The sequence below is a fragment of the Pseudomonas sp. 1L-C-7-B-C1 genome, from assembly GCF_057291635.1.
Map to the genome: position 1 here is coordinate 242,441 of NZ_JBXAWH010000007.1, position 26,700 is coordinate 269,140.

General features: G+C 65.5%; 3 protein-coding genes (1 of these 3 running past the window's edge). All 3 read right to left on the bottom strand.

The features are described from left to right. Tightly spaced (each overlapping or abutting the next), the 3 genes in view from AC0Z8Z_RS13355 to AC0Z8Z_RS13365 form a layout consistent with a single transcriptional unit that may run on beyond the window. A complete protein-coding gene (locus AC0Z8Z_RS13355; RefSeq protein WP_485619424.1) occupies positions 1 to 1,431 on the bottom strand; it encodes a diaminobutyrate--2-oxoglutarate transaminase in 1,431 nt (476 codons plus the stop codon). Continuing rightward, positions 1,424 to 17,611 carry a non-ribosomal peptide synthase/polyketide synthase gene (locus tag AC0Z8Z_RS13360; protein WP_485619425.1) on the bottom strand — a complete coding sequence of 5,396 codons (16,188 nt, stop codon included), beginning with the start codon at positions 17,609 to 17,611 and terminating at the stop codon, positions 1,424 to 1,426. The genes AC0Z8Z_RS13355 and AC0Z8Z_RS13360 overlap by 8 nt, the downstream gene beginning before the upstream one ends. Continuing rightward, positions 17,611 to 26,700, bottom strand: partial view of an amino acid adenylation domain-containing protein gene (locus AC0Z8Z_RS13365; RefSeq protein WP_485619426.1) — the 3' portion only. 657 nt of this gene lie beyond the right edge of the window; only the last 9,090 of its 9,747 coding nucleotides appear in the window; its start codon lies beyond the right edge, outside the window; its stop codon occupies positions 17,611 to 17,613. The genes AC0Z8Z_RS13360 and AC0Z8Z_RS13365 overlap by 1 nt, the downstream gene beginning before the upstream one ends.

Below are 26,700 nucleotides of genomic sequence, written 5' to 3' on the forward strand. Positions count from 1 at the left end.
TCAGCGTTGCTTGACGGCCGCTGAAACGGCGGCGGCAAAGATGTCGCCGATCTGGTCGATCTGCGCGGCGGTGACGATCAGCGGCGGCAGGAAGCGGATGACCGACGAGTGCCGCCCGCCCACTTCGATGATCAAACCGCGCTGCAGGCATTCACGCTGGATGGTCGAGGCCAGCGCACCGCTGTGGGGGAAGTGGCCAAGGGCGTCGGGACGTCCCTCGAGATCGACCATTTCCACTCCCAGCATCAAGCCCATGCCGCGCACATCGCCCATCTGCGGGAAGTCCTTCTGCAACGAGCGCAGGTGCCCGATCAGGCGCTCGCCCATGGCGGCGGCGTGCAGGTCCAGCTGCTGTTCGCGAACGATGCGCAGCGTGGTGGAACCGGCCACCATCGCCAGTTGATTGCCACGGAAGGTGCCGGCGTGGGAGCCCGGTTTCCACACGTCCAGGGACTTGTTGTAGACCACCACCGCCATCGGCTGGCTGCCGCCGATGGCTTTGGACAGCACCAGTACGTCCGGGACGATGCCCGCGTGTTCGAAAGCGAACGGCTTGCCGGTGCGGCCCACACCACACTGGATCTCGTCGAGAATCAGCGGCACCCCGGCGTCGCGGGTGATGCGGCGGATTTCCCGCAGCCAGTTCGCCGAGGTCGGCACCACGCCACCCTCCCCCTGCAGGGTTTCCAGAATCATCCCGGCCGGCGGCAACACGCCGCTCTCCGGGTCAGTCAGCTGGTTCTCGATGTAGTGCAGGCCGATGCGCTCGCCCGCTTCGCCACCGACGCCGAACGGGCAGCGGTAGTCGTAGGGAAACGGCAGGAACTGCGCGCCGCCGGCCATGCCGTCCAGGTAGGTTTTCGGCCCGAGGTTGCCCATCAGCGCCAGCGCGCCCTGGGTCATGCCGTGGTAGGCGCCGTGGTAGGCCATCAGGTTGCTGCGTCCGGTGGCGGTGCGCACCAGTTTTAGCGCCGCTTCCACCGCATCGGTGCCGGCCGGGCCGCAGAACTGAATGCGCGCGTCCTTGGCGAATTCCGCCGGCAGCAGGGCGAACAGCTCGTTGATGAAGTCGTCCTTGGCTTCGGTCATCAGGTCCAGGGTGTGCAGCGGACGCTGGCCGTCGAGGGTGGCGCGCATGGCCTGGATCACTTCGGGGTGGTTATGCCCCAGCGCGAGGGTGCCGGCGCCGGCCAGGCAATCGATGAACCAGCGCCCTTCGCTGTCCTGCACGTGAATGCCCTGGGCGCGCTTGAGTTCCAGGGGGATGCGCCGCGGGTAGCTGCGCGCGTTGGATTCCACGGCGGCCTGGCGCTCCAGTCGCGGCGTCGGCGCAAAGCGGTAGTCGGCGTTGGCCACGGCGGCGTCCGGGCTGCTCGACAGCGCCTCGCTGTGGCGGGCGGCAATCGGCGTCACGTTGTGTTGGCTATGCATGTTCGTGCTCCTGGAAATCGTGGGAATGAGGGCGTTCGTTGACCTGCGCGAGGGCCTCGGCAAGCTGAGTGATGAACAGCTGATCACGGACGATCGAAAGGTGGTCGGCGTCGATCCAGGCCGAAACCTGCAAGCGAACACCCATGCCCTGCTCCAGAAGAGCCGGTGCGTTATCGTTATTTTCCGGCGAGCGCTCGGCCCACCAGGCGTAGACCGGCACCCTGAGGGCGTGGATCTCGCGGCATTGATTGGCCAACTGGCGCATATGCCGCTCAACGCCGAGCAACTGTTGCCAGTGGGCGTCGGCTTCCAGGCCTTCATCGCCGTCAACAGCGTCAAGGGCCACGCTTTCCGGCACCGCAGGACGCGGCTGGCCGGCGCCCGGCACGTAGCCGTCGATCAGGCCGACGAACTCGACACGCTTGCCGAGTCGGGTCAGTAGCCGCGCCATTTCCAGGACCATGGTTCCGCCCATGGACCAGCCGATCAGCCGGTAGGGGCCGGACGGTTGCTGTTCAAGCAGCGCCTTGACGTAGTCCCGGGCCATTTGCTCGATGGAACTGTCGCGCCACTGGCCGTCCAGCACCTGGCGGTTCTGGATGCCCCAGACGTCCCACTGCGCGGACAGACGCCGGGCCAGTGCGTAGTAGCCGACCACCGTGCCGCTGACCGGGTGCACGCAAAACACCGGCGGCTTGTCGCTGGCGCCGCTGCTCAGGCGGATCAGCGGATTCGGCGCGCCGTCGCGGCTGACGACCACGCTTTGCGGCGCGGCAGGTTTTGATGAAGGCAAGCCGTCCAACAACGCGACCAATGCGTCGCGATACGCCGTTTGCAGGCGTTCGATGGTCTGGCGCTGGTAACGCTGACCACTGAAACGGAAGGTCAGCCCCAGTTGCCCGGCGAAGACCTGACCGTTGATTTCCAGCTCGCGGTTCAGCGGCGTGGACGGGTCCACCAGCGCCCCGGCCGACAGCTTCGACGGCGAGAAGCGGCCATCGCCCAGGTCCTGATCGAACTGACCGAGGTAGTTGAACACCACCTTGGGTTCCGGCAGCGTGGCCAGTGACTGCCGCGCCGAATCGTCGCCCAGATAGCGCAGCAGGCCGAAGCCGACGCCCTTGTCCGGTAAGCCGCGCAGGCTGTCGCGCACGTCAATGAGGGTCTGGCGGATATCGGCAGCGGCACGCACCCGCAGCGGGAACAGACTGGTGAACCAGCCCACCGTGCGGCCCACATCCAGGCCGTCAGCCAGGGCTTCGCGGCCGTGGCCCTCCAGCGCGATGAGCGTGTCGGGCTGGCCACTCCAACCCTTTAGCGCGTCGGCGAGCACCGCCAACAGGATTTCATCGGTGCGCGCCGCCAGTGCCGCCGGAGCTTCGCGCAGCAAGCGACGGGTCAGCCCGGCGTCCAGCAGCAGCTCGCACTGCTCAAGGTCCTGTTGCGTGGCGCGGCCTTTCGGGTGGTCCACCGGCCAGAGCGGCTCGGTGCTGCCGATCTGCTCCCGCCAGTGCCGCACTTCGGTTTGGCGCTCAGGCGCTTGTGCCGCGTCGACCAGATGCCGCGCCCACCGCTGGAAGCTGCTGGATTTCGGTCCGAGATCGACCGCACTGCCCGAAGCGACCTGGGCGTACGCCCGCGGCAGATCCTCCAGCAGCACCCGCCACGACACGCCATCGACCACCAGGTGATGGGCGACCAGCAACAGTTTTTGCCCTTCCGGCATCTGCGCCAGCACCACGCGCAGCAGCGGGCCGTTTTGCAGATCAAGGCTGCGCTGGGCCTGTTCGCACAGCGCAGTCATGGCGCGGTCGTCGGCCACGTCACGCAGCCAGAGGCTGTCGGCGGCAGGCGTTGCTCGGTATTGCTGCTGCCAGCGCCCGTCAGCGTGCTGATGGAAACTCAGGTTCAGGGCGTCGTGGTGACTCAGCAGCGCGGCCAGCGCCTGGCTCAACAGCGTCGCTTCCAGAGGACGCTGCACGTCCAGCAACAACGCCTGGTTGAAGTGCGCGCGGTTGGCCATCGGTTGCTCGAAGAAGTGCGCCTGAATCGGCGTCAACGGCAGCTCGCCCGTCGGCGCGTCTTCAATCAACAGCGCTGCGCTGGCCTCAATGACCGTCAAGCGCAAAGCTAGATCCTTGAGCCGCGGATGGCTGAACACGTCCTTGGGCAGCAGCTTGAAACCGACCTGACGCAAACGGGTGATCACTGCCAGCGACTGGATCGAGTCGCCGCCCAGCTCGAAGAAGCTGTCCTGCCGGCCGATGCTCTCTACGCCCAGCAACTGCTGCCAGACCCGCGCCAGCTCGACTTCGCGCTCACCTTCCGGCGCTTCGAAGGCCTGACTGCCGAGCTGCGGATCAGGCAGCGCGTTGCGATCAAGCTTGCCGTTGGGCAACTGCGGCAAGCGCGCCATGACCACGATGTGCGCCGGCACCATGTACTCCGGCAGGGTGTTTTTCAGCTGCTGCTTGAGGCTGTCTTCAGACAGGTCATTGCCGCCGACGTAGCCGAGCAACTGCTTGCCGTTGCCTTTGTCACGGACGATCACCAGCGCTTCACGCACGCCGTCGCAAGCCTTGAGCGCCGCTTCAATCTCGCCGGCCTCGATGCGGAAGCCACGGATTTTGATCTGATGGTCGATACGGCCGAGGTACTCCAGCAGCCCTTCGCTGTTCAGGCGCACGCGGTCGCCACTGCGGTAGAGGCGTTCACCGGCGCGGAACGGGTGCGGCAGGAAGCGTTCAGCCGTTGCGCCCGGACGGTCCAGATAACCCCGCGCCACGGCACCGCCGAGGTACAGCTCACCGGCAATGCCCTGGGGCAGCGGGTTCAAATCCGCGTCCATCACATAGCCCTGACGATCCCCCACCAGATCACCAATCGGCGCGTAGGCCGTAGTGAAGTCGGCGGTTTCAGCGGAGGCCAGCCATAGCGTTGGCGTGACCACGGTTTCTGTGGGTCCGTAACCGTTGATGATCCACAGCGGCTGCAAATTGCGAATCACGTCGTGGAGCATTTCGCGGCTGAAGGCTTCGCCGGCGAAGCAGTAGGTCTTCACCCCCGGCCCCTTGCCCTGCACACCGGCCCAATCGGACAGCTGACGCAAGTAACTCGGCGGGAACGAGGCCACGGTGATGCCTTCGCGAATCAGCGTGTCGTAGGTCTGCTCGACGCTCCACAATTCCTGATCGCGCAAGACCACTCGGGCGCCATAACACAGCGGCATCATCCAGCCTTCGTGGGCGCCGTCGAAGCTGATCGAGAGGAAGTGGAACTTGCGGTCTTCAGGGGTAAACCGATAACGCTCGCCGATGGTCTGGATGTGCATCGAAATGTCAGCGTGGGCGATGGCCGCGCCTTTGGGTTTGCCGGTGGAGCCCGAGGTGTAAATCAGGTACGCCAGTTGCTGCGGATGAATCACCACATCCGGCGCTGTCACCGGCTCGGACGAGCAATCGAGCTGATCGATGTTCAGCAACGGCACATCGCCGACCGGCACACGGTCCAGCGCGGCATCGTGGCTGATCAACAGCTTCACGCCGCCGTCTTCGAGCATGTAGCGCAGGCGTTCGGTCGGGTAATCCGGGTCGAGCGGGATATACGCCCCACCCGCCTTGAGTACGGCATAAAACGCCAGCCACAGATCAATCCCGCGCTCCATGGCAATCGCCACGCGCACTTCGGTGCCGATGCCCCGGGCCCGCAAGGCATGGGCCAGTTGGTTGGCGCGACGATCGAACTCGGCAAAGGTCAGGCGCTGTTCGCCATGGACCAGCGCAATGGCGTCGGGCCGAATACGCGCATGGTCGGCGATCAGCTCATGGATCGGGCGATCAACGTAAGGCGAAAACGGCGGCGTGTTCCATTGATCCAGCGCGGCCAGGTCGGTCTCGCCCAGCAGCGGCAGGTCACCGATGGCGGCGTCGGGCCGGTCGCAAATCGCCCGCAGCAGCGTGACCAGTTGCTCGAACAAACGTGCCACGGTCGAGGCGTCGAACAGGTCGGTGGCGTAATCGAGGTAGCCACTGATCGTGCCGTCGCGGTGCTCGAAGGTGCCCAGCACCAGATCGAACTGCGCGCCCTTGATGTCCCATTGGCGGGCTTCGCAGCTCAGGTCGTCGAACTGCAGCAGCGACAGGTCCGGCTGCTGCTGATGGTTGTAGCTGACCTGGAACAGCGGGTTGACGCTGAGGCTGCGCGCCGGTTGCAGCGCTTCCACCAGTTGCTCGAACGGCAGGTCCTGATGGGCATGGGCGCCGAGCAGATTGTCCTTGACCTGGGCCAGCAGCGCGGTGAACGGCTGGTCGCCGCTGACCTGGGCGCGCAGCACCAGGGTGTTGACGAAGAAGCCGATCAGGCCTTGGGTCTGTACGTCGGCGCGGCCGGCCACCGGCACGCCGATGCGCAGGTCGCGCTGGCCGCTGAGGCGATACAGCAGGGTGTCGAACGCGGCCAGGAACAGCATGAACAGCGTGGCGTCGTGGTTTTTTGCGGTCTGGCCCAGCGTGTCGGCCAGCTCTTGCGGCAGTACGAAGGCGTGGCGCCCGCCCTTGCCATCGCGTTCGGCGGGACGCGACCGGTCCGCCGGCAGTTCCAGCACCGGTTGCTCGTCGCCCAGCGCCTCCCGCCACCAGTTCAACTGGCGCTCGCGCTCGGCACCGCTCAGGTGTTCGCGCTGCCAACTGGCGTAGTCGGCGTAGTGCACGCTTAGCTCCGTAAGTTGCGGCCCAGCCAATTGCACGTCGCTGCCCTGGGCGAAGCGGCGGTACAGCGCGGCGAAGTCTTCGAGCATGACCTGCACCGACCAGCCGTCGGAGATGATGTGGTGCATGCACAGCAGCAGGCGCCATTGATCGTCCGCCACCCGCGCCAGCGCCACCCGCCACGGCGCGCGCTCGGCGTCGAGGTCGAATGGCTGGTTCATGAACCCCTCGGCCAGGGCATCGAATGCAGCGTCCGGCGTATCGCTGTCACGCAGGTCGTGGCGGGCAATGTGCACGCTGCTGACCGGCAGAATCCGTTGCTGGGGCACCGCTTCGCCGCTGTGCATCGGCGACGGGCGGAAACAGGTGCGCAGGGTTTCGTGACGGGCCGCGAGGGCATCGAAGGTATGCTGCAGGGCGTCGAGTTTCAGCGCGCCTCTGAGGTTCAGCACGCACGGGAGGTTGTACGCGACGCTCTCGGGCTCCAGCTGCGCGAGGAACCACAGGCGTTGCTGGGCGAAGGACTGCGGCGCGAACTCCCGGTCAGTGCGACGCTGCAGAACCGGCATCGCCGTGGCGAGTGCCTGGGTGTTGAGGTAGTGGGCCAAGTCGGCGAGGACCGGCGACTCGAACAACGCTCGCAGGGGCAATTCTACCTTCAGGTCGCGGCGGATCTGCGCCACCAGTTGAATGCCCATCAGCGAATGCCCGCCCAGGGCGAAGAAGTTGTCCTGACGGCCGATCTGCGCGACGCCAAGCAGGTCTTGCCACAGCGCGGCCAGCTGGGTTTCGACGCCCGCCTGCGGCGCTTCGAAGGCCCGTTGCTGGATGTGTGGGTCTGGCAGGGCTTTGCGGTCGAGCTTGCCGTTGGCCGACAGCGGCAGGCTGTCCAGGGTGACGAAGTGGGCCGGGACCATGTAGTCCGGCAGGCGTTGTTTCAGCTCGGTGCGCAGGTGTTCTTCGTCGAAGTCCTCGGCGACCAGATAGCCCACCAGTTGCATGCCGGTGGCCAGTTCGCGGGCGACAACCACCGCTTCGCTGACCGCTGGGTGATCCAGCAACGCCGCTTCGATCTCGCCGATTTCAACCCGCAGGCCGCGCAATTTGATCTGGTGATCGAGACGGCCGAGGTATTCCACCACGCCGTCGGCACGCCAGCGCGCCAGGTCACCGGTGCGATACAGCCGCTCGCCGGTGCCGAACGGGCTGGCAACGAAGCGCTCGGCGGTCAGGCCCGGACGCAAGTGGTAGCCGCGAGCGAGGCCGTCTCCGCCAATGTACAGCTCGCCGGGCACGCCGATGAGCTGAGGATTCAGGCGGCTGTCGAGGATGTGGATCTGCAGGTTGTTTATCGGGCGGCCGATGGGCACTGAAGCACCCGGTTCATCAACGCAGGTCCAGTGGGTCACGTCGATGGCCGCTTCGGTCGGGCCGTAGAGATTGAACAAACCGGCATTCGGCAGGCGCTGCAGGGTTTCCCGGGCCAGATCGGCAGGCAAGGCTTCGCCGCTGCAGACGATGCGTTTCAGGGACGCACAGCCGGTGAGATCGTCCTGAGCCATGAAGGCCCCAAGCATCGACGGCACAAAATGCAGCGTGGTGATCTGCTGCTGATCGATCAGCGTTTTCAATACCAGCGGATCGCGATGATCCCCCGGCTGGGCGACAACCAGGCGCGCACCCACCATCAACGGCCAGAAGAACTCCCAGACCGACACATCGAAACTGAACGGCGTTTTTTGCAGCACGGCGTCCGATACGTCGAGTGCGTAGGCGTCCTGCATCCAGGCCAGGCGGTTTAACAGCGCTGCGTGGGTGTTGCCCGCGCCTTTCGGTTTGCCGGTCGAGCCGGAGGTGTAAATCATGTACGCCAGTTGTTCGGGGTGCAGCTCTACGACAGGCGCCGTGACGGGGTAACCCGCCAACGCCAGATGGTCCAGATTCAGTACCCGCAGGCCTTCCACAACCGGCAAATCATTGATCACCGCGTCGTGGCTCAGCAGCAGACCGATACCGGCGTCTTCGAGCATGTAGCGCAGACGATCGGCCGGGTACTCAGGATCCAACGGCACATACGCAGCACCGGCTTTGAACACGCCGTAGAGCGCAACCACCATTTCCAGCGAACGCAACGCCGCCACGCCTACCAGCGATTCACGCCCGACACCCTGCTCGCGCAGGTAATGGGCCAACTGATTGGCCCGTTGATCCAGCTCGCGATAACTCAACACCTCCTCGCCAAAACGCAAGGCTTCCCGCTCCGGATGCTCCCGCGCCAGACCCTCAAACTGGCGATGAACAAACGGCTCATCGGCAGCCCAATCCCGCGCCGTGTCATTGACCAACGCCAGTTGCGCGCGGTCTTCAGCATCCAGCAACTCGAAGTCACCAATCGCCGCGTCCGGCCGCTCGATCAACTCGGCGAACAGTTGCTCAAAGCGGGCATGCAAACGCTCGATGCTGCCGTGATCAAACAGATCCGTGGCGTAAGTCCACGACCCACCCACCCCGCCCTCGGCGTCTTCATGGGTGTTCAGCGCCAGGTCGAACTGGCTGCTGCCGTCGTCGAGCGGCAGCACCTCGGCGCGCAGGCCGGGCAGACCTGACAGGGATTCAAAGTTCTGCTGCTGATGGTCGTAGGCCACCTGAAACAACGGGTTGTGGCTCAGGCTGCGCGCAGGTTGCAGCGCTTCGACCAATTGCTCGAACGGCAAGTCCTGATGGGCTTGCGCGCCGAGGGTCCGCGCCTTGGCCTGCTCCAGCACCTCGCAATAGCTCAGCTCGGCAGACACCTCGGCGCGCAGGACTTGGGTGCTGACGAAAAAGCCGATCAGCCCTTCGACTTCCAGCCGCGAACGGCCGGCAATCGGCACGCCAATGCGCAGGTCGTCCTGCCCGCTCAGGCGATGCAGCAACACTTGGTAGGCCGACAGAATCGCCATGAACGGCGTAACGCCCTGCTGTCTGGCGAACTCGCGCAGGCGCTGACTGAACGCGGCATCGAAGGCGAACAGCACGCGATCGCCGCGATAGCTCTGCTGGGGCGGACGCGGTCGATCGGTCGGCAGTTCCAGCACCGGATGCTCGTCGCCCAGTTGCTCGCGCCAGTAGTTCAACTGCCGCTCGCCCTCGCCCGCCGCCAGCCATTCGCGCTGCCAGGCGGCAAAGTCGGCGTATTGCACCGGCAATGGCGCCAGCTGCGGCGCGCGGTTTTCCACGGCCGCGCGGTACAACTCGCAGAATTCCTGCAGCAGCACGCGCACCGACCAACCGTCCGAAATCATGTGGTGCAGGCACAGCAGCAAGCGCTGTTCGTCGTCTGCAACACGCACCAGTGCCAGCCGCCAGACCGGGCTGCTCGACAGATCGAAGGGGCGCCTGACGAAGTTTTGGGCCAGGGTGTTGAACGCGGCGTCGACATCCCCTTCATCACGGATATCCATCCGCTCAATCTGCACGGACTGGGCGGACTCGATCTGTTGCATCGGCACGCCGTCGACCGCCAGGAACCGCGTGCGCAGCACTTCATGGCGCGCGGCCAGGCCGTCGAAGGCCGCCTGCAACGCAGCCTCGTTCAGGTCGCCGCACAAGCGCACGGCGCCCGGCAGGTTGTAGGCGTGGCCGCCGGGTTGCAGCTGGTCGAGGAACCACAAGCGCTGCTGGGAAAATGACTGCACGGCGCGGTCCTGCTGGCGTGAAGTCAGCTCAAGCTGGAGCGCATCGGAGCCTGTCAGCCCGGCGATGCGCTGGGCGAAGTCACTGAGGCGCGGCGCGTCGAACAGCGCCCGCAACGGCACGCTCAATTGATGCTCATGACGCAGACGGGAGATCAGCTGCATCGCCAGCAGCGAGTGGCCGCCGAGTTCGAAGAAGTGATCGTTGCGGCCCACGGCGTCGATGCCCAGCAACGGCTGCCACAGCGCCACCAATTGCTGTTCAAGGAGCGTTTGCGGCGCCTGATAGTCACTGGAGATCACCTGCGGGTCGGGCAGCGCGTTGCGGTCCAGTTTGCCGTTGGGCAACTGCGGCAGGCGCTCCATGACCACGATGTGCGCCGGCACCATGTATTCCGGCAGGGTGTTTTTCAGCTGCTGCTTGAGGCTGTCTTCTGCCAGGTCATTACCACCGACGTAGCCGAGCAACTGCTTGCCATTGCCTTTGTGGCGCACGATCACCAGTGCTTCACGCACGCCGTCGCAAGCCTTGAGCGCCGCTTCGATTTCACCGGCTTCGATGCGGAAGCCGCGAATCTTGATCTGGTGGTCGATACGGCCGAGGTATTCCAGCAGCCCTTCGCTGTTCAGCCGCACGCGGTCGCCGCTGCGGTAGAGGCGTTCACCCGCGCGGAACGGGTGCGGCAAGAAGCGCTCGGCGGTCGCACCGGGACGATCCAGATAACCCCGCGCCACGGCACCGCCGAGGTACAGCTCACCGGCGATGCCCTGGGGTAGCGGATTGAGGTCCGCGTCCATGACGTAGCCCTGACGATCACCCACCAGATCACCAATCGGCGCGTAGGCCGTGGTGAAATCAGCGGTCTCGGCAGACGCCAGCCACAGCGTTGGCGTGACCACGGTTTCTGTGGGTCCGTAACCGTTGATGATCCACAGCGGTTGCAAGTTGCGTATCACGTCGTGGAGCATTTCGCGGCTGAAGGCTTCGCCGGCGAAGCAGTAGGTCTTCACCCCCGGCCCCTTGCCCTGCACCCCAGCCCAGTCAGAGAGCTGACGCAGGTAGCTCGGCGGGAATGAGGCGACGGTGATGCCTTCGCGGATCAGCGTGTCGTAGGTTTGCTCGACGCTCCACAATTCCTGATCGCGGAGCACGACGCGAGCGCCGTAACACAGCGGCATCATCCAGCCTTCATGGGCGCCGTCGAAGCTGATCGAGAGGAAGTGGAACTTGCGATCCTCCGGGGTGAAGCGGTAACGCTCGCCGATGGTCTGGATGTGCATCGAGATGTCAGCGTGGGCGATGGCGGCGCCCTTGGGTTTGCCGGTCGAGCCCGAGGTGTAAATCAGGTACGCCAGTTGCTGCGGATGAATCACCACATTCGGCGCTGTCACCGGCTCGGACGAGCAGTCCAGTTCGTCGATATTGAGCAAGGGCACATCGCCCACCGGCACACGACCCAGCGCCGCATCGTGGCTGATCAGCAGCTTCACGCCGCCGTCTTCCAGCATGTAACGCAGGCGCTCGGTCGGGTAATCCGGGTCCAGCGGGATGTAGGCGCCGCCGGATTTCAGCACGGCGTAGAACGCCAGCCACAGATCAATCCCGCGCTCCATGGCAATCGCCACGCGCACTTCGGTGCCAATGCCCCGGGCGCGCAAGGCGTGGGCCAGTTGGTTGGCACGACGGTCGAACTCGGCGAAGGTCAGGCGCTGTTCGCCATGGACCAGCGCGATGGCGTCAGGTCGGATGCGCGCGTGGTCGGCGATCAGCTCATGAATCGGCCGATCCACGTAAGGCGAAAACGGCGGCGTGTTCCAGGCGTGCATGGCATTGATGTCGCCTTCGGTGAGCATCGACAGCTCGCCGATGCGCGCCTCGGGGAAGCGGCAGATCCCGTCCAGCAACGCCTGAAAATGCCCGCACAGACGCGAGATCTGTTCGGCGCTGAACACGTTGCTGTGGTAGTTGACGTGAACGTGGGCGTGCTCGCCCGCCACCACCGCCAGGCTCAGCGGGTAGTGAGTCTTGTCGCTGAGTTCGACGGAACCCAGGTTGACGCCGTTGGCCTGCTTGTCCCGCAGCACCGCGTCCACCGGGTAGTTTTCGAACACCAGCAGGCTGTCGAACAGGTCGCGACCGGCATGACCCGCGTAGCGCTGGGCCTCGAACAGCGGCGTGTGTTCGTGCTCGCGCAGCTCCAGGTTGTGGGCTTGCAGGTCATTCAGCCAGTCGCCGACCTTCTGCTGCGCTTGCGGCGCCTGCACCAGTGGCAGGGTGTTGATGAACAGCCCGAGCATGCGTTCGATGCCCGGCACTTGGGCGGAACGGCCGGACACGGTGGCGCCGAACGCGACCCGCTGCTGCCCGGTGTAGCGCTGCAACAGCAACACCCACACCGCTTGAATCAGCGTGTTGACGGTCACGCGCTGACGGCGGGCGGCGCTGTTCAGCAGTTCGCTGTTGAGGTGCATGGAAGTCACCCGCACCTGGTTCGGCAACGGCGCGCCGGTGCTCGACGTCGGCGCGGTCAGCGCTGCGGCCATCATCGTCGGCTGGTCGAAGCCGGCGAGATGGTTCTGCCAGAACATCTTGCTGCCCTCGGCGTCGCGGCTCAGCAGCCACTCCACGTAGTCGCCGTAATGCCCGGCGGGTTGCGGCGTGGCGTCGGACATTGCCGCCTGAATCACTTCGCCCAGCACTGCGGCACTGCTCCAGCCGTCCAGCAGAATGTGGTGGAAGGTCCAGACCAGTTTCCACAGCGTCTCGCTTTGGCGAACCAGCAGCACGCGCATCAGCGGCGCGGCGTGCAGGTCGAAGGGGGTTTCACGCTCGTTCGCCAATACGTCGACCAGTACCTGATCGCTGCCGCGCAGATCAAGTTCACGCACCACCAGCGCCGCATCGCGACGAATCAGTTGCACCGGCTGTTCGCTGCCGGGGACGCGCAGGAACGCCGCACGCAGGATCGGATGCCGCTGAACCGCCGCCGCCCACGCCGATTTGAAGCGGGCCACCGGCAGGTGTTCGATGTCCAGCGCCACCTGATTGATGTACAGATCGCGGGCGCTGCCGGGATCGACGACCTCGCTGCCGCTCAACTCGGTGTGAAACAGCAGGCCTTGTTGCATCGGGGTCAGCGGGTACAGTTGTTCGATGTCCCAGGCGGCGACCGGCAGTGCGTCGAGTTGCACCTGAGTCAACGCCAACGCCGGGAAGTCCGACGGGGTGACCGCAGCGTGGCGACGGCAGTGTTCGATCACCTCGTCCAGCGCTTCGCCGTAGGCATCAAGCAGGCGTTGAATCGACGCCGACTCATGGCGCTCGCCGCTGAAACTACAGGTCAGGCTGAACTGGCCGTCACGGATTCGCGCATCCATGGACAGTTCGCCATTGAGCGGCGCATCGGCGGCGCGCTGGGCACCGCTGCCCTCCTCGGCCAGGCTGAAAAGCCCGCTGCTGTTTTGCAGCCGGCCCATGTAATTGAACAGCACGCAGCCGTCCAGCGCCGGCAAGGCTTCGCCACGCAGGTGGCGCAACAGGCCATAACCGAGGCCGCCGTTGGGCACGGCTCGCAGGGTTTCTTTGGTGTGTTTGAGGGCGGCGTCGAGGTCGTCGTGGGCGTGCAGGCTGACCGGGTACAGGCTGGTGAACCAGCCGACGGTGCGCGCCGGATCAATCCCGTTGAACAGGTCTTCGCGGCCATGGCCTTCCAGAGCGATCATCACCTGTGATTCGCCGCTCCAACGCTTCATCGCGCGGACCAGTGCGGTCAACAGCAGGTCGTTGATCTGCGTGCGGTACGCCGCCGGCGCCTCGCTGATCAGCTTTTCGGTACGAGCAGCGTCCAGTTGCAAATGCAGCTGAAGCAGGTTGCCTTGTCGCGCTTCGCCCTCGGGATTGGCGCAGGGCAACGCAGGTGCTGGCGTCAGGTTGCGCCAGTAATCGGCTTCGTCCAGCACAGCGTCGCTGTAGGCGAAATCGAGCAGGCGGTTGGCCCAGCGCTGGAACGACGCGGTTTTGTCACCGAGGTCGATAGCGAGGCCCGCTTGCGCCTGGGTGTAGGCGTTTTGCAGGTCTTCCAGCAGGGTGCGCCACGACACGCCGTCGACCACCAGGTGATGCACCACCAGCAACAGACGCTCACCGCCTTCGGCCAGGGTGAAATGCACGGCGCGCAGCAACGGGCCGTCCCTCAAATCGAGGCTGGCCTGGGCTTCGTCGCCGGCTGCGGTCAGCTCGTTCAGGGGGATTTCACGCTGCCAGATCAAGCCGTTTTGGGTCTGCTCGTCCGTAGAAAGCTCTGCACGATAGCGTTGCTGCCACTGGCCGCTGTCCTGCTGCACAAAGCGCATCCGCAGGGCGTCGTGATGGTTGAGCACCGCAGCCAGGGCCTGGGTCAGCGCCGGAAGGTCCAGGGCTTCGCTCGGGTTCAACAGCAGCGACTGGTTCCAGTGACTGCGATTGCGCATTGGCTGCTGGAAGAACCAGTGCTGAATCGGGGTCAGCGGGATGTCGCGGTTCAGCTCGATGCGCTCGACAGGGGCGGCGTCCTGAATGACCACCTGCGCGACCTGAGCCAGCTCGGCGATGGTCTGGCGTTCGAACATCTGCCGCGGCGACAGCACGATGCCGGCCTTGCGGGCGCGGGAAATGATTTGCAGGCTGAGAATCGAGTCGCCGCCGAGGGCAAAGAAGTTGTCCTGGCGACCGATTTGCGCGACGCCGAGCAGGTCTTGCCACAACGCCGCCAGTTGGGTTTCGACCCCAGACAGCGGCGCTTCGAAGGCACGCTGCTGGATCTGTGGGTCGGGCAGCGCCTTGCGGTCGAGCTTGCCGTTGGCCGACAGCGGCAGGCTTTCCAGGGTGACGAAGTGCGCCGGGACCATGTAATCCGGCAGGCGTTGTTTCAGTTGGTTGCGCAGGTGTTCTTCGTCAAAATCGTCGGCGACCAGATAGCCGACCAGCTGCATGCCGGTGGCGAGTTCACGGGCGATGACCACGGCTTCGCTGACCGCCGGGTGATCCAGCAACGCCGCTTCGATCTCGCCGATTTCAACCCGCAGGCCGCGCAGTTTGATCTGGTGATCGAGACGGCCGAGGTATTCCACCACGCCGTCGGCACGCCAGCGGGCCAGGTCACCGGTGCGATACAGCCGCTCGCCGCTGCCGAACGGGCTGGCAACGAAACGCTCGGCAGTCAGCCCCGGACGCAGGTGATAGCCGCGAGCCAGACCGTCGCCGCCGATGTACAGCTCGCCCGGTACGCCGATGGGTTGCGGGTTGAGGCGGCTGTCGAGAATGTGGATCTGCAGATTGGCGATGGGGGCGCCGATGGGTACGGAAGCGCCCGGTTCATCAACGCAGGTCCAGTGGGTGACGTCGATCGCCGCTTCGGTCGGGCCATACAGATTGAACAGGCCGGCGTTGGGCAGGCGCTGCAGGGTTTCCCGCGCCAGATCGGCAGGCAACGCTTCGCCGCTGCAGACGATGCGTTTCAGGGAGGCGCAGCCGCTCAGATCGTCCTGAGCCATGAAGGCACCGAGCATCGACGGGACGAAGTGCAGCGTGGTGATCTGCTGCTGATCGATCAGCGTCTTCAACACCAGCGGATCGCGGTGATCGCCCGGTTGAGCGACCACCAGACGCGCGCCCACCATCAACGGCCAGAAGAACTCCCAGACCGACACGTCGAAACTGAACGGTGTTTTTTGCAGTACCGCGTCGGATGCGTCGAGGGCGTAAGCCTCCTGCATCCAGGCCAGGCGGTTGAACAGCGCTGCGTGGGTGTTGCCCGCGCCTTTCGGTTTGCCCGTCGAGCCGGAGGTGTAAATCATGTAGGCCAGTTGCTCGGGGTGCAGCTCTACTACGGGCGCCGTGACGGGTTGCGCGGAGAGATCAAGCTGATCCAGATTCAGCACCCGCAGCCCTTCAACAATCGGCAGGTCATTGATCACGGCATCGTGGCTCAGCAGCAAGCCAATGCCGGCGTCTTCGAGCATGTAACGCAGACGGTCCGCCGGATATTCCGGGTCCAGTGGCACATACGCAGCGGCTGCCTTGAGCACCGCATACAGCGCAACGACCATTTCCACCGAGCGCAACGCCGCTACGCCCACCAGGGATTCCCGCCCCACGCCCTGCTCACGCAGGTAATGGGCCAGCTGGTTTGCCCGCTGATCCAGCTCGCGATAACTCAATACCTCATCGCCAAAGCGCACTGCCTCCCGCTCGGGATGCACCTGCACCAAACGCTCAAAGTGGCGATGAACAAAGGGTTCGGAATCCCACTCCCGTGCCGTGTCATTGACCAACGCCAGTTGCGCGCGGTCTTCAGCATCCAGCAACTCGAAGTCGCCAACCGCTGCATCCGGCCGCTCCAGCAACTCGGCGAACAGTTGCTCAAAACGCCCATGCAGTCGCTCGATGCTGCCGTGATCAAACAGATCCGTGGCGTAATTCCAGTTACCCGCCAGTTCACCCGCCGCGTTTTCCCAGGTGTGCAGCGCCAGGTCAAACTGGGCGCTGCCGTTGTCCAGTGGCATCAGCGTCGCGTTGAGGCCGGGCATCAATTGCAGCGCTTCGTCCTGGCGTTGCTGGTGGTTGTAGAGCACCTGAAACAGCGGGTTGTGGCTCAGGCTGCGTTCCGGCGCCAGGGCGTCCACCAGTTGCTCGAACGGCAGGTCCTGATGGGCTTGTGCGCCTTGGGAGGCCAGGCGAACGCCGTCGATGATCTGGTTGAAACTGGCGTCGGCCTGGACCTCGCCGCGCAGGATCTGAGTGTTGACGAAGAAGCCGATCAGTCCCTCGGTTTCGGCGCGCTGACGCCCGGCAATCGGCACGCCGATGCGCAGATCCGTCTGCCCGCTCAGCCGTTGCAACAGCACTTGATAGGCCGCGAGCAGGACGGTGAACAGCGTCACGCCGCGCTGGCGGGCCAGTTCACGCATCCGCCCGGACAATGTGGCGTCGAAGCTGAACGGCAGGCGCGCGCCGCGGAAACTCTGGCGCGCGGGACGCGGACGGTCCGCCGGCAGTTCCAGCACCGGCGGCTCGTCGCCCAGTTGTTGCTGCCAGTAGGCGAGCTGCCGATCACCCTCGCCCGCGTCCAGGCAGGCACGCTGCCACAGGGCGACATCGGCGTAGCTGAGCGGCAGCGGTGGCAGTGAGTCAGTATCGTTTTGAATGGCGGCGCGATAGGCCTCGACGAAGTCCAGCAGCAACATTTGAATCGACCAACCGTCAGCGATGATGTGGTGCAGGCACACCAACAGCACGTGATCGTCTGCCGCGCGCTCGATCAACGCCACGCGCCACAGCGGGCCCTGGGCCAGGTCGAACGGGCGTCGGGCGAAGGCATCGGCCAGTGCCTGCACCTCGGCTTCGTCACCTGCGTGCAGCCGTTCAAATGGCAAACCTTGAGCACCGCAAATCACCTGTTCGGGCGTACCGTCTTCCGCAGTGACGAACACCGTGCGCAGGCTGGCATGTCGCTCGGCCACGCGCTCGAACGCCGTTCCCACGGCTGCAACATTCAGCTCGCCCTTCAGGCGCAACGCACCCGGCAGGTGATACGTGCTGTTGTCCGGTTCCAGTTGCTCCAGAAACCACAGCCGTTGCTGGGAAAACGACGCCGGGCTGCGCTCGCCCGCCACGCCCGGCGGCACCGGCAGCGACGACGCGTCCAGGCCCTGCTCGCGCAGCTTATTCAGAAACACCCGACGCTGAGCGCTGCCAAGGCTGAGGAAACGCGTGGCCAGGGCCAGCAGCTTGCTCTGTGAAGTCATGCTCGGTTGCGACATCAGTTGCTTTCCTCCAGCTCATTCATTAACTCGTCCAGGGCATCGAGCCGGTCGAGTGTCAGGGTCTGCCCCTGCAAGGTGTCGATCAGCGCCGCCTGGGCGGCGACGGTGGTGGCTTCGAAGGCCTGGGCCAGCGGGATGCTCACCCCGAGGCGCTCGCGAATCCGCGACAGCAGTCGCGTCGCCAGCAACGAATGGCCACCGAGTTCAAAAAAGTTGTCGTGACGACCGACCTGCTCGACCTTGAGCAGGCTCTGCCAGAGCTCGGCGAGGACTTCCTCGCGCTCGCCCTGTGGCGCTTCGAACTCGCGCTCTTCCAGGCTCGGCGCCGGCAGCGCCTTGCGGTCGAGCTTGCCGTTGGCGTTGCGCGGCATCTGCGCCAGCACGACGATGTGCGCCGGCACCATGAACGCCGGCAGCGTCTGCGACAGCGCGGTTTTCAGCACGTCGCTGGACAACGCCTGCTGCGCCTCGGCGACCACGTAGGCCACCAGTTGCGGGCCGTGGGCCGTCGGTTGCGCACTGACCACGGCGTCGTGCACCGAGGGTTGCGCCAACAGCAGGTTTTCGATTTCGCCCAGCTCGATGCGTTGGCCGCGAATCTTCACCTGGAAGTCCGCACGGCCGACGTATTCCAGCGCGCCGTCGGCGTTCCAGCGGGCCAGGTCGCCGCTGCGGTACAGCCGCGCACCGGTGTCGCCAAACGGGTCAGGCAAGAAGCGCTCGGCGGTCAGGCCAGGCCGCGCGGCATAGCCACGACCGACGCCGACGCCGCCGATGTACAGCTCGCCCACCACACCGGGCGCGGCCAGTTGCAGGTTGGAATCCAGCACGTACAGGCCGTTGTTATCGGTAGGCCGGCCAATCGGCATGTTGGCGTTGAGGGCCGGCGCGGCGGTCAGGGTGTGCAGCGCGACATCGTCGGCGCACTCCGCCGGGCCGTAGGCGTTGACCAGCGGCACTTCGGGGTAGCGCGCAAACCAGCGCGCGGCGAGGTCGGTGGTCAGCGCTTCGCCGGTCGGCAGCAGCCAGCGCAAGGCATCGAGCCGCTGGGGCGCGACCGCGAGCATGGCGTCGATCACCGCCGGCACGCATTCCAGCACGCTGACCTGATTGGCCGCGACTTCTTCCAGCAGGCGCTGCGGGTCCTGCACCACGGCGTCCGGCAGGATTTCCACGCGCCCGCCGAACAGCGGCGCGGTCAGGAACTGCCACACGGAAATGTCGAAGCCGGTGGCGGCGGTCTGGGCAATAACATCGCCCTCGCCCAGGCGCAGATACGGCAGCTTGGACATCTGGTTGTTGAGCATGCCGCGCTGGTTGACCATCACCCCTTTCGGCTCGCCGGTGGAGCCGGAGGTGTAGATGACGTAGGCCAGTTGCTCGGCCGTCGCGTAGCGGCCCGGGTTCTCATCGGCGGCCTCATCGGCGCCAGTCAACAATTCTTCGAGCACCAGCACACGGGGTTTGCGCTCAGCCAGGGCAACGATCGCCTCGACCTGAGGCAAACACTCCCGCGGCGTCAGCAACACCGGGGCGGCGCTGCTCACCAGCATGCGCGCACTGCGTCCGGCCGGATGACGTTCATCCAGCGCCAGATAGGCCGCACCGGCCTTGAACGCGCCGACGATCATGCTCAACAACGGCAGGCCGCGCGGTGCGAACAATGCCACCACATCGTCGCCCTGCACGCCCGCGGCGATCAGGCCGTGACCAACGCGGTTGGCCTGACGATTGAGTTCGCGGTAGCTCAGGCTTTGACCCTGACAGCGGGCCACTTCCTGGGCCGGATGGGCCAGCACCCGCGCCTCGAAACGCTCCAGGTAGCTGATGTCGTACCAATGCGGTTGCACCGGGCCGAGACCCTGGGCGAGCAACTGCTCGCGCTCGTTGTGCTCGAGGACCTGCAACTGGCTCAGGGTCTGCTGCGGGTTGTCGATCAACTGGGTCAGCAAGCGGCGGAAATGGCTGACCAGCGTGGCCATGTCGGCGTCGTTGAAGTGCCGGGTGTCATAGGTCAGCTGCAATTGCAGCGACTCGCCCGGCAGCAACACCACGGTCAGCGGGTAGTTGGTGTGGGTGCGGTTGGCCAGCGGATTGATGCGGTATTCGTTCACGGCCTGCTGCACCTCGGCGCCCAACGGAACGTTCTCGAAAACAAACAGGCTGTCGAACAGCGGCTGGCCGCGCGGGGTGTCGGCGAGCAGCTGAATATCGGCCAGGGACAGGTGTTCGTGCTGGCGCATGTCGGCGTTCTGCCCCTGCAATGCATTGAGCAGCTCCAGCGCCGACGCGCCCATGCCCGGCCGCCGGATGCGCAGCGGCAAAGTGTTGATGAACAGCCCCAGCGCGCCTTCGATGCCTTCCAGCTCGGTCGGACGACCGGCCACGGTGACCCCGAACAGCACTTCGTCGCGGTCGGCATGGCCCATCAGCAACAAGGCCCAGGCGGCCTGCACGAAGGTGTTGGCGGTCAGGCGATGCTGACGGGCTTGTTCGGCCAGCTTCGCAGTCTGCTCGACACCCAGCGCCAGGGTGACGTCGCGCATCTGCGTTTCACCCTGCTGGTTACGCTGCACACTGTGGCGGTACGGCAGCGGCGTGACGTCGGTGAAGCCCGCCAATGCGTTGCGCCAGTAATCGCGGCTCACCGCTTCGTCCTGCTCGGCGAGCCAGGCGAGGAAGTCGCGGTACGGCCGCGCCGGCGGCAGGCTGACCTGACGACCTTCGAGGAACCCGCGGTAATGGGCAAAGAATTCAGTGAGCATCAGGCCGCGGCACCAAGCGTCGATCAAGGCGTGGTGGTGGCTCTGAACGATGCGGAAATCCGCCTCGCCGAACTTGATCAGCCGCAGGCGCAGCAACGGCGCCCGGGCGAAATCGAAGCCCTGTTCGCGCTCGCTTTTCAGCAAGTCATCAAGCTCGGCTTCGGCGGCGGCGCGAGACAGATGACTGAGGTCGATCAGTTGCACCGGCGACGGCACGCGACGCATGACAATCTGACGCTGCACGCCGCTCTCCAGGCCGTGAAACGCCGTGCGCAACGCAGGGTGGCGCTGCACCACTTGCTGCCAGGCGAATTTGAACGCGTCGAAATCCACGTGGCTGCCGACGTCGTACTGGTCCTGCATCAGGTAGATGCCGTTGCCCTGCTCCAGCAGGCTGTGCAGCAAAATGCCCTGTTGCATCGGCGCCAGCGGCAGGATGTCTTCGATCTCCCGCGCAGGGATACCCAGCGCGTCGAGCTGCGTTTGACTCAACGCCGCGAGAGGGAAATCCGAGGGCGTCAGGCCAGCGTTGGATTCATCGCCGCAATGGGCGATCAGCTGCAGCAACTGTGCTTCATACAGCGCCACCAGTTGCTCGATGCTGTCGCGGCTGAAGCGCTTGCGGCTGAAGGTCCAGTCCAACTGCAACTGGCCGTCACGGACCTGGCCGTCGACCACCAGGGCATTGGCCAGCGGCCCTTGGGGGTCACGCAGATTCCCCGGCGTGCGGCTCGACAGGGAGAACAGCGCGCCCTCGCTGTCGTCGAAACGGCCGAGGTAGTTGAAGGTCACGCCCTGGCCGATCAGCTCGGGCAAATCGGCGCCGGCCAAGTGCTTCAGTATTCCGTAGCCGAGGCCTTTTTCCGGTACCGCGCGCACGGCTTCCTTTACCGACTTGAGTGTCGCGATTGCGTCATCCGCGGCGTCCAGCGCCAGCGGGTACAGGCTGGTGAACCAGCCGACGCTGCGGCTCAGGTCCAGGGTGCCGGTGGCGTCCTCGCGGCCGTGACCCTCGACGCTGATGACCTGCCGACGCCGACCGCTCCACTGCCACAGCGCCTGGGACAGCGCCGCCAGCAGCAGGTCGTCGATGCGCGTGCGATACGCCGCCGGCGCTTCGCTGAGCAGGCGACGGGTGTTGGCTGCGTCGAGGGTCAGGTGCAGGGTTTCACTGTCGCCGACCCGGCTTTGCACCGACGCATCGCCCGGCAGGATGGCATCGGCAGCGTTCAGCCCTTGCCAGTACGGCAGTTGCTTTTGCAGGTCCGGGCTGTGCGCCAAGGTGCTCAGCGACTGCGACCAGGCCTGGAAACTGGCGGTTTTGTCGGCCAGGGCCACGCTCTCTCTAGCCGCCAGTTGGCTGTAAGCCAGTTGCAGGTCTTCCAGCAGCACCCGCCACGACACGCCGTCCACGGCCAGGTGATGGATCGCCAGCAGCAACCGAGCCTCGCCCGACGCCAGGCGCGCATGGACCACCCGCAGCAGCGGACCGGTGTCGATGTTCAGGCTGCGCTGGGCCTCGTCGTTAAGCGAATCGAGGTCGTCTTCGCGGCTCAGTTCACAGGTCCACAGCACGCGCTCGGCACTTTCGCTGTCGCGGTAACGCTGCTGCCACTGGCCTGCATCGTTCTGATGGAAGCTCAGGCGCAAGCTATCGTGATGGGCCAGTACGGCCGCGAGGGCCTGCTGCAACCGCGCGGTGTCCAGCGCCTCGGGCACGTCGAGCAGCAACGACTGGTTCCAGTGCTGACGCTGGGCGATGGGCAGGCTGAAGAAGCGCGCCTGAATCGGCGTCAGGGCAAACTCGCGGGGTGCGACCGCCGCCGTGACGGGCGCGGCGACAGGTTTGGCTTCGGCCACCGTGGCGACCTGGGCGAGTTCGGCGATGGTCTGTTTTTCGAACAGTTGCTTGGGCGTCAGGCGAATGCCCTGACGGCGGGCGCGGGCAATGATCTGCAGGCTGAGGATCGAGTCGCCGCCGAGGGTGAAGAAGTTGTCGTGACGGCCCACCGCCTCGACGTTCAGCGCCGCTTGCCAGAGTGCGGCGAGTGCGGCTTCGACCCCTTCGTGGGGCGCTTCGAAATCGTCGGAGGTTGTGGTCGGCGTCGGCAGCGCGCCGGCGTCAAGCTTGCCGTTGGCGGTCAGCGGGAAAGCATCGAGGGTCAGGATGTGGCTCGGCACCATGTAGTCCGGCAGGCTCTGGGCCAGCTGTGTGCGCAGCGTCTCGCCGCCCACCGTTGCACCACTCGCCACCAGCGCATAAGCAATCAACTGGCCGCGATCGTCGACGCGCACATGGGCGTCACGCACGCCGTCCAGCTGGCGCAGGCGCTGGGCGATTTCACCCAGGGCCACGCGGTAGCCGCGCACTTTGACCTGATCGTCGGCGCGGCCGAGGAACTGAATCTGCCCGTTGGCCAGCAAGCGCGCGCGGTCGCCACTGCGGTACAACCGCGTGCCGTTGCCGCTCGGATCAGGAATAAACGCCGCAGCGGTCATGGCCGGACGCTGGTGATACCCGCGCGCCAGCCCCGGCCCGCCGATGTAAAGCTCACCGACGTCGCCCTGCACCACCGGCTGCAGTTGGTCGTTGAGAATCAGCGCCACGGCATTGGGCAGCGGCCGGCCGACGGGCACGCTGTCGCCCATCGACTCTTCAAACGCCTCATTGCTCAGCACGCCGACGGTGGTTTCGGTCGGGCCGTAGTGATTGATGACCCGGCAGCCGGGCTTCAGGCGTTTCACCTGCGCCACCAGCTCCCACGGCAGCGCATCACCTCCAAGGATCAGCGCGTGGTCGGGCAGCACATCGGCCGCATTCGTTGCCTGCAACAGGCCGTTCAGATGGGTCGGCACGATCTTCAGCACGCCCACCTTGTGCTCGGCCATGTAGGCGGCAAAGCGGTCGGCGTCGTTGGTGCGGTCGGGGCTGATCAGGTGCAGCGAACGCGCCGAGCACAGCGCGCCAAACAGCACGGTGTGGCCCAGGTCGGCGCCGACGGTGGAGACCATCGCCATGCTCGCCTCGGGCGCCAGATCAAGCCGTGCGAGCAAGCCCTGGACGTAATCGGCCAGGGCGCCGTGGCTGATGACAACCCCTTTCGGCGTGCCGCTGGTGCCGGAGGTGTAGATCAGGTACGCGGCCTGATCGAGGTGTACGGGCACGTCCAGTTTTGTCGCCGGCAGCGAACGCCACGCGGCATCGGCAGCCACATTGATAACGTCGCCAATGAAGTCGCCCGGCGCCGCCACATCGCTGATCAACCCGCTTGCGCCACTGTCCGCCAGCACAAACGCCTGACGTTCGGCCGGCCATTTCGGGTCCATCGGCACAAACGCGGCACCACTCTTGAGCACCGCCAGCAGGCCGACGACGAACTCCAGCGAGCGCTCCAACAGAATGCCCACGCGGCTTTCCTCGCCCACACCGGCCTGGCGCAAATGCTGCGCCAGTTGATTGGCCTGGGCATCGAGCTCGGCAAAAGTGGCGCTGCGCTGTTCGTCTTGCAGGGCCAGACAATTCGGCTGTGCATGGACGCTGGTATTCCACAGGCTCAGCACATCGGTGGCCGGGAACACCGCGGTTTCGGCAGCGATGGATGACGGCTCGGCACCGATCTGCAGATCAGCCAGATGCACCTGAGGTTGAGCCACCACTTGGGCGCAGATCCGCAGCAGATCACCCGCCAGACCGGCGATGCTCGGTTCGTCGAACAGGTCGCAAGCGTAGGTGAACACCGCCTGAATACCGTCGGCGTCGTCGGTGATGTCCAGCCCCAAATCGAAGTGCGCCGAGTAGTCGTCGAGCTGGCTGACGTCCATGCGCACGCCGGCCATTTCAACGTTCTGTGGCAGCGGGAACTGCTGGGTGAATTTCACCTGGCACAGCGGGTTGTGGCTGAGGTTGCGCGACACGCCGAGGGCTTCGACCAGTTGCTCGAACGGCAGGTCCTGATGGTGTTGCGCGCCCAGCGCGGTGTGGCGCACGGCCTCAATCAGCGTGCTGAACGACTGCTGCGGCGACAGCTCGCTGCGCAGCACCAGGGTGTTGACGAAGAGCCCGATCAGCCCTTCGGATTCGGTGCAGGTCCGCCCCGCCACCGGCACGCCGACGCGCAAATCGGTCTGGCTGCTGTAACGCTGCAACAGGGTTTTGTAGGCGGCCAGCATGACCATGAACAAGGTCGCGCCGTGGCGGCTGGCGAGGTCGCGCAGGCCTTGGCTCAAGTCACGGTCGAGGGCGATGGCGTAACGGGCGCCGCGATGGCTTTGCTGGGCCGGACGCGGGCGGTCGGCAGGCAGATTCAAAATGGTCTGGGCCTCACCCAACTGCTCACGCCAGTAGGCCAGTTGACGCTGCCCTTCCCCTCCGGCCAGACGCTCGCGCTGCCACGCGGCGAAGTCGGCGTATTGAATCGGCAGCGGCGGCAATGCCGGCTCAGCCCCTTGAATGTGAGCGCTGTACAGCGCGGCGAACTCCTTGAGCATGACCTGCACCGACCAGCCGTCAGCGATGATGTGATGCAGCACCAGCACCAGTTGCTGCCGGTCTGGGGCCAGTCGCACGTTGAGCACGCGCCACAACGGGCCGTTCTGCAAATCCATTGGCTGCTCGACGGCCGCTCTGGCCAGTTCGGCCAACGCTTGCTGCGGATCGGTGTCCTCACTCAGGTAATGGCGTTCGATCAGGACCGGGCTCGGGGCGTGAATGCGCTGCACCAGTTGTTCGTTGGCGTCGATGGCGAAGGTGGTGCGCAGGCTTTCGTGGCGGGCCGCCAGATCGTCGAAACTGCGTTGCAGGGCGGCATCATCCAGCGCGCCGTTGAGGCTCAACTGGCCGCAGAGGTGATAGGCGCTGCTGTCCGGCTCAAGCTGCGCGAGGAACCACAGGCGCTGCTGGGCAAAGGACTGCTCCGGATCGGTGTCGCGGGAAATCAGCGGTACGCCAGCAGGGCGTTCAGTGCTGCGGCCGTGGGCGGAGACGTGCGCGGTAACGTGGGCGTTGAAGGCGCCGAGGGTCGGGTGCTCGAACAAGTGGGCGGGCTCAAGCCTCAGGCCCAGCTCGCTGTTCAGGCGCGACAGCACTTGCACCACGCCCACCGAATCACCGCCACGGGCGAAGAAGTGGTCGGCGGCATTCAGGTCGCTTTTGCCGAGGATTTCCTGCCACGCGGCGACGACTTCCGGCAGCAACGGCGAAGCCTCAACCGAGACGTCCGCGCTGTCAGCATCGAGCACGCGGCCGTCCTGCCAGATCGCGAAGCTGTCGAGGCTGCCGTTCTGCCAGCCGCTGCGGCAGGCGGAACGCTGCAGTTTGCCGCTGGTGGTGCGCGGCAGAGCGCCCGGCTCCAGCAGCACGATGACTTTCGGCGCCACCAGAAACAGATCGGACACCGCGTCGCGCACCGCTTCGCAAATCATCTGCGGTTTCATCAGGCGGCGCACGTTGCGGCTGATTTCCAGGGCCAGGCCGACGCCTTCGACGCCCTGCTCGTCCGTCACCGGGAAGGCGGCGATGCGCCCGCGACGCAGCAGCTCGACGCTTTTCTCCAGCGCCTGCTCGATGTCCTGGGGGTACAGGTTCTGGCCGTTGAGGATGATCAGATCCTTCAAGCGGCCGGTGATAAACAGCTCGTTGTCGCGGGCAATGCCCAGATCGCCGCTGCGCAACCAGCGCTGGCCGTCTTTCTCGACGAAGGTCTGGGCGGTGGCTTCTGCGTTCTGCCAGTAGCCCTGGGCGACACTCGGCCCGGCAATCCAGATCTCGCCAACATTGCCCGACGCGAGGGGCTGCAGCGTGGCCGGATCGACAATCTTCAGGCCGTGATCGGGCCGACACCAGCCGCACCCCGGCAGACGACTTTTGGCGTTCTGATTGGCGAACACCGCCTCAGACGCGTCCCCGGCGGCGAGTTGGCTGCCGTCAAAATGCTTGATGCCGAACGGCCTGTCGCGCTCGGCGGCGCTCACGTACAGGGTCGCTTCGGCCAGGCCATAACTCGGCGTCAGGGCGCGGCGGTCGAAGCCGGCCGGCGCAAAATGCTCGCTGAAGGCATCCAGGGTGGCGATGCGGATCGGCTCGGAGCCGGAAAACGCCAGGCTCCAAGGGTCCAGCTTCAGGCTTTTCACGGCGCTGGGTTTGATGCGCTCGACGCACAGGCGATAGGCGAAATCCGGGCCGCCGGAGAAGGTCCCGCCGTACTGACTCATCGCTTCCAGCCAGCGCGCCGGGCGGCCGAGGAAATAGTTCGGCGACATCAGCGTCAGCGTGCCGCCGTAGTACAGCGGCAACAGCAGGCCGCACATCAGGCCCATGTCGTG